The organism is Crenalkalicoccus roseus (genome assembly GCF_004761865.1).
Taxonomy (GTDB): Bacteria; Pseudomonadota; Alphaproteobacteria; order Acetobacterales; family Acetobacteraceae; genus Crenalkalicoccus; species Crenalkalicoccus roseus.
The window spans coordinates 60192-69551 of sequence record NZ_SJDM01000016.1 but is presented as its reverse complement, the minus strand read 5'-3'; the positions used below and the strand labels follow the sequence as shown (position 1 = coordinate 69551).

Annotated in this window: 5 protein-coding genes; all 5 read right to left on the bottom strand. The window is 74.1% G+C overall.

All coding sequences use genetic code 11. From position 1 onward, the window contains the following. Positions 1–875 precede the first annotated feature (875 nt). Genes cysG through ET526_RS12485 form a run of 5 tightly spaced genes read right to left on the bottom strand, consistent with a single transcriptional unit; the run spans position 876 to position 9357 of the window. Complete coding sequence (gene cysG, locus ET526_RS12505; protein ID WP_135468040.1) at positions 876–2222, bottom strand: siroheme synthase CysG; 1347 nt, start codon at positions 2220–2222, stop codon at positions 876–878. Further along, positions 2222–4852: a molybdopterin-dependent oxidoreductase gene (locus tag ET526_RS12500; RefSeq protein ID WP_135468039.1), complete on the bottom strand. Its 2631-nt coding sequence runs from the start codon at positions 4850–4852 to the stop codon at positions 2222–2224. The genes cysG and ET526_RS12500 overlap by 1 nt, the downstream gene beginning before the upstream one ends. Before the next feature lies 1 nt (position 4853). Continuing rightward, a complete protein-coding gene (locus ET526_RS12495) occupies positions 4854–6431 on the bottom strand; it encodes a sulfite reductase subunit alpha (protein WP_135468038.1) in 1578 nt (525 codons plus the stop codon). After that, positions 6428–8164 (bottom strand): NirA family protein, encoded by a 1737-nt coding sequence (locus ET526_RS12490; RefSeq protein ID WP_135468037.1) that lies wholly within the window; start codon positions 8162–8164, stop codon positions 6428–6430. The genes ET526_RS12495 and ET526_RS12490 overlap by 4 nt, the downstream gene beginning before the upstream one ends. After that, complete coding sequence (locus ET526_RS12485) at positions 8164–9357, bottom strand: NAD(P)/FAD-dependent oxidoreductase (protein WP_135468036.1); 1194 nt, start codon at positions 9355–9357, stop codon at positions 8164–8166. Before ET526_RS12485 ends, ET526_RS12490 begins: the two co-directional genes overlap by 1 nt. Between the last annotated feature and the right edge of the window lie 3 nt (positions 9358–9360).

Genomic DNA, 9360 nt, shown 5'->3' with positions numbered 1-9360 from the left:
AGACGAACGCCGCAACTACCTCGCCAACTGCGGCTATGCACAGTCATGAGAAAACCGCTCTAGCGCCCTGCCGCCCACTCCCTGCCTCGCTCAGAATAGAGAATCAGCAGCTACTCGGCACCGCAAGCCTTCCGCGGATAGGTCTCATAAGGAGCATGCGCGACACCGCTGTGATCGCCTTGCGTGACGCGCTGATCGGCCCCGCGCGTGTCCTGCATGCGGATGCCTTGCACTGGCTGTTGCAAGTCCGCCTAACCTTTCTCGGCCTGCAATACAGCATGGCAATCGGGCTGGCCCGCCGTGGCCGAGGCTGCCGCGCAGGCCGGCCCGGAGTGGGAGGTGCTGCGCCCGGCGCGCGAGGACCTCGCGTAGGGCCGGTTCCACACTGAGGCGGCGGCACTGTTCCGCATACGCATCGTGCTCGCTGGCATCATGGCCGAGGCAGCGGGGCTCGAACTCCAGGTCTCGGACGGGCGCATTTCTATCTGCGGCCGCAGGGCGAGGGCTTCGCCTGCCGCTGGCGCAGGCCGCCTTCGTGCCGGTGATTACGCCGAGCCTGATGCAATTGCAGGCCGCACTCGCTGCGCAAGGCCGGCGGGAGCACGTGGCATGAGCGAGGCGCTGCATGCCGAGGACTTCGTACTCACCCAGCCGGGCCAAGCGCGGCCGGTGCGCGCGGATTTCGATCTTGCGCTCGCACCCGGCGAGGTGGTGGCTGTGCTAGGGCCGAGCGAAGTCAGCAAGTCGAGCCTGATGCACGCGCTGGCCGGCGTTGCGCCGCCCAGTGCTTGGCGCGTGCTGGTCGGCGGCGAGCTGCTCCGCGCGCCGCATCCGCGCGTGGCCATCGCCTTCACGGCAACGGCCCGCCCCCCGCCTCAGGCGATCGCCGCCATCGGGTGCCGCGCAACGCTGATGGCCGGAGCCGGCGGCGCGCCGATGGCAACGACCTCGCCCACCAGCAGCAGGACAGGCCCCCCCTCCGCCCAGCGCGCCGCCTCCTCGGCGACGCCGAGCAGCGTGCCCTCCAGGCGCCGCGCGCGGCCGGTGCCACCATTCTCGATCAGTGCCGCCGGGGTCGCCGCGTCGAGCCCCGCGTCGAGCAGGCCGCGCGCGAGCGCGGGCAGGGTCGCGAGCCCCATATAGACCGCGAGCGTCTGCCCCGGCCGCGCCAGCGCGGCGAAATCGAGATCGAGCCGCCCCTCCCGCGTATGGCCGGTGATGAAGGTCAGCATGCGCGCCGCGTCGCGGTGCGTGAGCGGGATTCCGGCCTCGGCGGCGCAGCCCAGCGCGGCGGTCACACCGGGTACCACCTCGCAAGGCACGCCGGCGGCGCGGCAGGCCGCCAGCTCCTCACCGCCGCGGCCGAAGACGAAGGGATCGCCGCCCTTGAGCCGCACCACACGCTTGCCCTCGCGCGCGAGGCGCACGATGAGCGCGTTGATCTCCTCCTGCGGCAGGCAATGGTTGGCGCGGGCCTTGCCGACGAAGATGCGCGGCGCGTCGCGGCGCGCCATCGCCAGCACCTCCTCGGAGACGAGACGGTCGTGCACGATCACGTCCGCCTCGCCGAGCAGCCGCTGCGCGCGCAGCGTGAGAAGATCCGCCCGGCCCGGTCCGGCACCGACTAGGAACACCATGCCCCGGGGCGCCGGATCGGCCGCGGCGAGGGCATCGGCGAAGGCGGCCTCGGCCTCGGCGAGGCGGCCGGCCAGGGCGAGCTCGGCCGGCGGCCCGGCGAGCGCCGCTTCGAGGAATCGCCGACGCGCCGCCGCATCGGGGAGCAGGCGCCGCACCCGCGCCGAGAAGCGCCCCGCCAGCGCGGCCAGCGCGCCGAGCGCGGGGGGCAGCACCGCCTCGATGCGCTGGCGGATCAGCCGCGCGAGAACAGGCGCCGCCCCGCCGGTGGAGATGGCGACCGTCACCGGATCGCGCTCGACGACGGCCGGCATGATGAAGGAACAGAGCTCGGGCCGGTCCACAATGTTGACCGGGACGCCGCGCGCATGCGCCGCCGCGGAGAGCGCGCGCAGATCGGCCTCTGGCGCATCGGCGCCGACCGCAATCGCCGCCCCCTCGAGCAGGGCGGCGTCGAAGCGCCTGGCCCGGCGCAGGGTCGCGCCGGCGGCGGCGAGCAGCGCCGCCTTGCGCTCGGCCACCTCGCCCGCGCCCAGCACCAGCGCGATGCGGCCGCGCAGCTCGAGAAAGGCCGGGAAGTGGCGCATCAGGCCTCCTCCCGCGCCAGCAGCGCGGCGATCTCGGGCCGGCAGGCGCCGCAGCCCGTGCCGGCGCGCGTGGCCTGCCCCACACCCTCCACGTCCGACGCGCCGCAAGCGCGGATCGCGCCGGCGCTGACGCCGTGGCAGGCGCAGACGAGCGGCGAGGGCGGCAGCGCCTCGGGCCGCCGGCCGGCGAGCAGCGCGGCGCGGTCTTCGGGCGCCAACGCGTTCGCCGTCATCAGCGCGCCCAACCAGTCGCGCGGCGGCAGCAGGGCCGGCGCGGGCGCGAGGGCGATCGCCCCGCAGAGCGCCCCGCCCGCCAGCGCCGCAGCGCGGAAGAGGCCGGCGGCCGGATCCTCGAACAGCGCCCATTCCTCGGCCGGGAGCAGCGCACGCAGCCGCGCGAAGGCCGCCTCCGGCACCTCCTCGCCGGCGAGCTCGTGCCGCCACACCCCGCCCGCGAGGGGGGCGACCGCGCACCAGGGCGCGAGATCGGCGGGAAGTCGGCGCGGCGCCAGCAGGAAGCCGTGCCAGGCGGCCACGAAGGGCCGCACCCGGAGCGGAACATGCTTGAGCTCCGGCTGGCCGCTCGCCGGATCGGTCGCCGCGACGAGCGTGCTGTTGACCCGCGCTGCCGGGGCGAAGGCGGCGCTCCAGTGCATCGGCGCGAAGGCCGCACCGGGCAGCAGGCCGGGATCGCGGCCGAGGCGGAACACCGCGCTTCCGGCCGGGGTCTCGGCGCGCACCAGGATTTCGGGCGCGAGGCCCTCGGCGTCGTCGGGATGCAGCCAGAGGCGCGGCTCCGGGTGCTGGGCCATCAGCCGCGGCACCGCGCCGGTGCGGGTCATGGTGTGCCACTGGTCCCGCAGCCTTCCGGTCAGCAGGCGCAGCGGGAAGCGCCGATCGGGCGCGAGCGCCGGCGGCCGGAAGGGCGTCGGCACCAGGCGCAGCCGCCCCGACAGCGCGCCGCTGGCGGCGAAGAAGCGCGTGGCGCGCGGGCCTCGCGCCGGCACGGGCCAGCGCGTCGGCGCCAGCGCGTCGTACTCGGCATCGGAAAGGGCGGCGAGGCCGCTGATGTCGAAGGCGCGCGCAGCCGGGCGGGCGAGGCCCGTCACGGCCGCGTGCTCGCGGAAGATGGCCGCCGGCCCCGCCCAGGTGAAGGCCTCGCCATGGCCGAGCCGCCGCGCCACCTCGGCCACCGCCCACCAGTCCGGCCGCGCCGCGCCGGGCGCGGGCAGGAAGGCGCGCTGGCGGCTGATCACACGCTCGCTGTTTGTCGCCGTGCCCTCCTTCTCGCCCCAGGCGAGGGCGGGCAGGCGCACATGGGCGAAGGCGGCGGTATCGGAACGCGCGCTGGTCTCGCTCACCACCAGGAAGGGGGCGGCGGCGAGGGCGGCGCGCACCGCCTCGCCCTCGGGCAGGGAAAGGGCCGGATTGGTCGCCATCACCCAGAGCGCCCCGATGCGTCCGTCGGCCAGGGCACGGAACATCTCGACCGCTTTCAACCCTGGCCCGGCGGGCAGCCGCGGCAGGCGCCAGAAGGCGCGAAGCGCGGCCACCTCCTCCGGCGCCTCGAAGCGCAGATGCCCGGCGAGCATGGTGGCAAGCGCCCCAACCTCCCGCCCGCCCATCGCGTTGGGCTGGCCGGTGACGCTGAAGGGCCCCATGCCGGGGCGTCCGATCCGCCCGGTGAAGAGATGGCAGTTGAGGATGGCGCTCGCCTTGTCCGTCCCCGCGCTCGACTGGTTCACGCCCTGGCTCCAGAGCGTGACCACGCGCTCCGTGCCGCACCAGGCGTCGAGGAAGGCGTCAAGCAGCGCGGGATCGAGGCCGGTCAGCCGCGCCGCCTTCGGGGCGGTGCGGCGCGCCGCGGCGAGCGCCGTCTCAGCGCCCTCGGTGTGCGCGGCGAGGAAGCGCGCATCACCAAGGCCGCGCCGCTCGAGTTCGGCAAGCAGCGCGGCGAAGAGCGCGACATCGCTGCCGGGGGCGAGCGGCAGGTGCAGATCCGCCCCCTCGCAGCTCGCGGTGCGGCGCGGGTCCACCACCGCGATGCGCAAGCCGGGCCGCGCCGTCTTCGCCGCCATCACGCGCTGGAAGAGCACGGGATGGCACCAGGCGAGGTTGCTGCCGACCAGCACCAGCAGGTCGCAGGCCTCGAGATCCTCGTAGGTGCCCGGCACGACATCCTCACCGAAGGCGCGAGTATGGGCCGCGACCGCGCTCGCCATGCAGAGGCGCGAGTTGCTGTCGATGTTCGCCGTGCCGAGCACGCCCTTCGCGAACTTGTTCGTCGCGTAGTAGTCCTCCGTGAGCAGCTGGCCGGAGACGTAGAGCGCCACACCCTCCGGCCCCAGCCGGTCGAGGGCGCGGCGGAAACCCTCCGCCACCGCGTCCAGCGCCGCCTCCCAGGAGGCGCGCCTGCCCTTCACCTCCGGGTGCAGCAGCCGGTCGGCGAGGGAGAGCGTCTCGCCAAGCGCGGCGCCCTTGCTGCACAGATGGCCGCCATTGGCGGGATGATCAGGGTCCCCGGCGACCGTCGCGCCGCCCGCGCCGTCGGGGCGCACGAGCACGCCGCAGCCCACGCCGCAGTAGGGGCAGGTGGTGCGGACCGCGCGCGGCGGCAGCGAGCCGTCCATCTCAGTAGACGTCCCTGAGGTAGCGGCCCTGGCGGGCGAGGCCGGCGAGCCAGTCGCGCGCCTGCTCGGCCGTCATACCGCCCTCGGCCTCGGCGATCTGCCGCAGCGCCGCGTCCACGTCGCGCGCCATGCGGGAGGCATCGCCGCAGATGTAGAGATGCGCCCCCTTCTGCAGCCAGCGCCAGAGGTCGGCCGCCTCCTCCCGCATGCGATGCTGCACGTATTCCTTCCGCGCGCCGTCGCGCGACCAGGCGAGGGAGAGGCGCGAGAGCGTGCCGCGCGCCAGCCAGGCCTCGATCTCCTCGCGGTAGAGGAAGTCGCTTGCCGCGCGCGGATTGCCGAAGAACAGCCAGGCCCGCCCGGCGATGCCCTGCGCCGCGCGGTGCTGCAGGAAGGCGCGGAAGGGCGCGATGCCGGTGCCCGGGCCGATCATGACGATCGGCGTCGCCGGATCGGCGGGCAGGCGGAAATGGCTCGTCTGCACCTCGGCGCGTAGCGGCTGGTCGAGTGTCGCACGGAAGGCGAGGTGGCAGGAGGCAACACCGTCCCGTACCCGCTCGCGCCGGCTCTCTCGCACCACGCCGACGCAGAGCTCTACCCTCTCGCCCACTGCAAGCGGCGAGGAGGCGATGGAATAGAGCCGCGGCTTGAGTCGCGGCAGGCTATCGAGCAGCGCCTGCAGCGGCGGGCGCGCAGAGGGGAAGGTCTCGAGCAGGTCGAGCAGATCTGCCTCGGCCGGTTCGGCGCCGTCCTCACCCTCGGCCAGTGCGCGCAGCGCTGCGGCATGCGGCGGGTGGGTGGCCGCGCCGGCCAGCAGGTCGAGGGTGCGGTCGAGTGGACGCGCGATGTCGAGGGCGGTCGCCAGCGCCTCGCCGAGCGGCATCTCCGCTCCGCCAGCGCGCACCGGTGTCTCCGGCGCAGCGCGCAGCGCGGCAATCACCGCCACGACCAGCGCCGGGTCATTCGGGCAGTGGAGAGAGAGGCTGTCGCCGGGTTCGTAGCGCAGCCCGCTGCCGGTGAGATCGAGCACCACATGGCGCACATCCTTGGTCGAGCCCTCGTCAGTAAGCCGGCGCGCCGAGAGCACCGGCACGGGCATGCCGCGCGGCGTGGCGGCGGCGGCGGGCGGAGCCTGCACCGCGGCCGCCGCAGCCGCAGGTGTGGCGGCGAGCAGGGCCTTGAGCGCCTTCTGCGTCGCTTTCGCCCCCGGCACGCAAAGCGCGGTTGAGCTCTCCGCCCCGATCGCCAGCGCCTCGGCGTAGGTCTTGCAGACATAGCCGCACTGGCCGCAGTCGAGCTGCGCCATCGCCGCCATCAGACGCCGCGCCAGCGGCCGGCCTTCGGCGAGCCTCAGCCGCTCCTCGAGATCGAGAGTGGGGTCGTGCCAGGGGAAGTCCTCGGGCTCGGCGGCCGGCGCCGAGGGCGACACCGCGCTTGCGCCCGCCGCTGCCGCCCCGCCGTAGAGCCCGGCGAGGAAGCCGTTGAGCCAAGCGCGCTGCGCAGGGGTGAATGGCGCACTCTCGGGGATCATCGGCACCGGCGCTGGATCGGGAAAAGCCAGGCGGGAGATCATGTTCATGCCGGCACCTCCTCCGCCGCGGCGGCGAGCGCTGCGAGCGCCGCCGCCTCGTGGCGGGCGCAGAAGGCGTGGAAACTCTCGCCCGGCGCACGCGCGGCGAGCCAGCTCCGCAGCAGCGCGAGCACGCGCGGGCCGAGCTCCTCCGCCGGTATTTTCGGCAGGACGAGCCGCCCAATCCTCTGCTCCAGCCCCGCGCCGCCGCCGACATGCAGATCGTAGCCCTCGACCATTTCCTCGCCGCGCTCGACCTTGGCGGCGAGCAGGCCGATATCGGCGATGTAGTGCTGCGCGCAGGAATGGTGGCAGCCGGTGAGGTGTATGTTGATCGGCTGGTCGAGGGTGAGCCTCGCCTCCAGGAACGCCGCGAGCTCCGCCGCATGCCGCTTAGTGTTGCTGGCAGCGAATTTGCAGCCCGCATTGCCCGTGCAGGCGACGAGGCCACCGCGGATGGCGCTCGCCTCGTGGGTGAGCCCCAGCGCGGCGATGGTCTCGAGGGCGGCGGACAGCGCGGCCTGCGGCACGTCGCTCACCAGCAGATTCTGCCAGACCGTCAGCCGCAGCGTGCCGGAGCCGAAACGCCGGGCGATCCCGGCGAGGCCGCGCAGCCGCTCGGCGCTGAGCCGGCCCAGCGGCGTGACCACGCCGATGTAGGAGAGGCCGGACTGCTTCTGAGGATGCACGCCGACATGCCCGTGCTTCAGTGGCGGCGCGGGCGGGCGCAACGTGGCCTCCGCCATCCTTTCGAACGGCGCGCCAAGGTGCTGTTCGACAAGGCCGAGGAAGGCCTCCACCCCCATCCGGTCCAGCACGTATTTCAGCCGCGCCTTACGACGGTCGGTGCGGTCGCCCTCGGCGATGAAGACGCGCAGGATGGCGTCGCAGACGCGCACCACCTCCTCCGGCTTCACCACCACGCCCGTGCCACGCGCGAATTCGCGATGGCCGGTGATGCCGCCGAGGGCGAGGCGGAAGCGCGGGCCATGCTCCGTCTCGACAGCCGTGAGGCTGATGTCGTTCGTCTCCTGCAGAACCTCGACGCGCCCGCCCCCCGCGAGCGCGATGTTGAACTTGCGCGGCAGGGCGTAGAGATCGCGGGTGTTGAGGATGTGATGGTGCAGCGCGCGCAGGATGGGGCGCGTGTCGATCACCTCGGCAGGGTCTATTCCGGCGGTCGGGCTCGCGGTGATGTTGCGCACATTGTCCGCCCCCGTCCCGCGCGGCAGCAGGCCGAGATCGGCGAGGCGCATCACCACCTCGGCCCCCTTCGTCGCCGGGATCTCGCGGAGCTGGAGATTGGCGCGGGTGGTGATGTCGGCATAGCCGCCCGCGCACTCCTCGGCGATGGCGGCGATGCCCTCCATCTGGTGCGCGGCGAGGATGCCGCCCGGGATGCGCAGCCGGCACATGAAGGCCTCTTGCGCGGGGCCGACGAAAAAGAGGCCGTGCCAGCGGCCGAGGAAGTCGTCCATCGGCTTCGGGAAGATGCCGCGCTCCGCACGCACCGTGATCTCATCCCAGCGGTCGAGCGGATGCTTCGCGCGCTTCGCCTGCTCTTGCGGTGTGAGCGTCCCGCCGCGGGCAAGCGTCGCGTCCTGCGCGGCGCGCAGCGCGTCGGGCGACATGCCGCCGGGTTCACTGCCAGCGGGCAGCAGCGTCCCGCGCCGCGCCTCCACCCCGGCCATGAAGCCTTTGAGGTATTCCTGCTGCTCTGCGGTGAAGGGCGCATCGTCCATCATGCGGCCTCCTGGAAGGCGGGACCGAAGGCGAGCATGGGGCGCAGCGCCGCCACCTCGCGGCCCGTGGCGATGAGATCGAGGAAGAAGGGCGCATCGGCGGTGGCGCCGTGCAGCACCGCGCCGACGAGCCGCCCGCCGCGCAGCCAGAGCCGGCGGTAGAGCCCCGCCCCGGGATCCTGCAGCGTGATCGCCTCCGTTCCCGGAGGTGCGATCTCGCCGGCCGAGAACAGCGCGATGCCGGCCACCTTCAGCACGGCGGCATCGGGCCGCGGCACATAGGCGTCGGCACGCCCGGCAATCGTTGCTGCGGCCGTCTCGGCCATGGCGAGCGCCGGTGCCACGAGGCCGCAGACCACGCCGCGATGCTCAGCGCATTCACCGATGGCGAGCACCCCCGGCGCGCTCGTGCGCATCGCTTCGTCCACCAGGATGCCGCGCGCGCAGGCGAGCCCCGCCTGCCGCGCGAGCGCGAGGTTCGGGCGCACGCCGACCGCCATCACCACCATCTCCGCGGCAAGACGCGTGCCGTCCGCGAGCCGGAGCGCGCGGACCGCGCCCTCGCCCTCGATCGCCTCGGCCGCCGTGGGCATCAGGAAGCGGAGGCCGCAGCGGGAGGCGATACCGCGCGCCAGCAGCGCGCCAGCCCCGGCATCGAGCTGGCGTTCCATGGGCCAGGCGGCGGCATGCACCACCGTCACGCGCGCACCGCGGCCGGCCAGCGCGGCCGCCGCCTCGAGCCCGAGCAACCCGCCGCCGATCACCGCCACCCTCATGCCCGGGACGAGATGACGCCGCATGGCGAGAACATCGGCGATGCGGCGATAGACGAAGACCCCGGGCAGCTCCGCGCCGGGGAGGGCGAGTCGGATCGGCTCCGATCCGGTGGCGAGCACGGCGCGGTCCCAGCCGATCGCCTCGTCGCGCGCGGTCAGCGCCCGCCGCGCCATGACATCGAGCGCGGCAATCCGCACCGCCGGGCGATAGGCTATGCCCAGCGCGCGCAGCTGCGCCGCGTCATGCGTGATCAGCGCCTGCGGCTCCGCCTCCCCGCCGAGGACGCGGCCGAGCGCGACGCGGTCGTAGGGCAACGCCGGCTCCTCGCCGCAGAGCACGACCTCCATGCCAGCCGCTGCCAGGCTTTCGGCGCAGCGCATCCCGGCCGGCCCGGCGCCGATCACGAGCACCCGCATCGC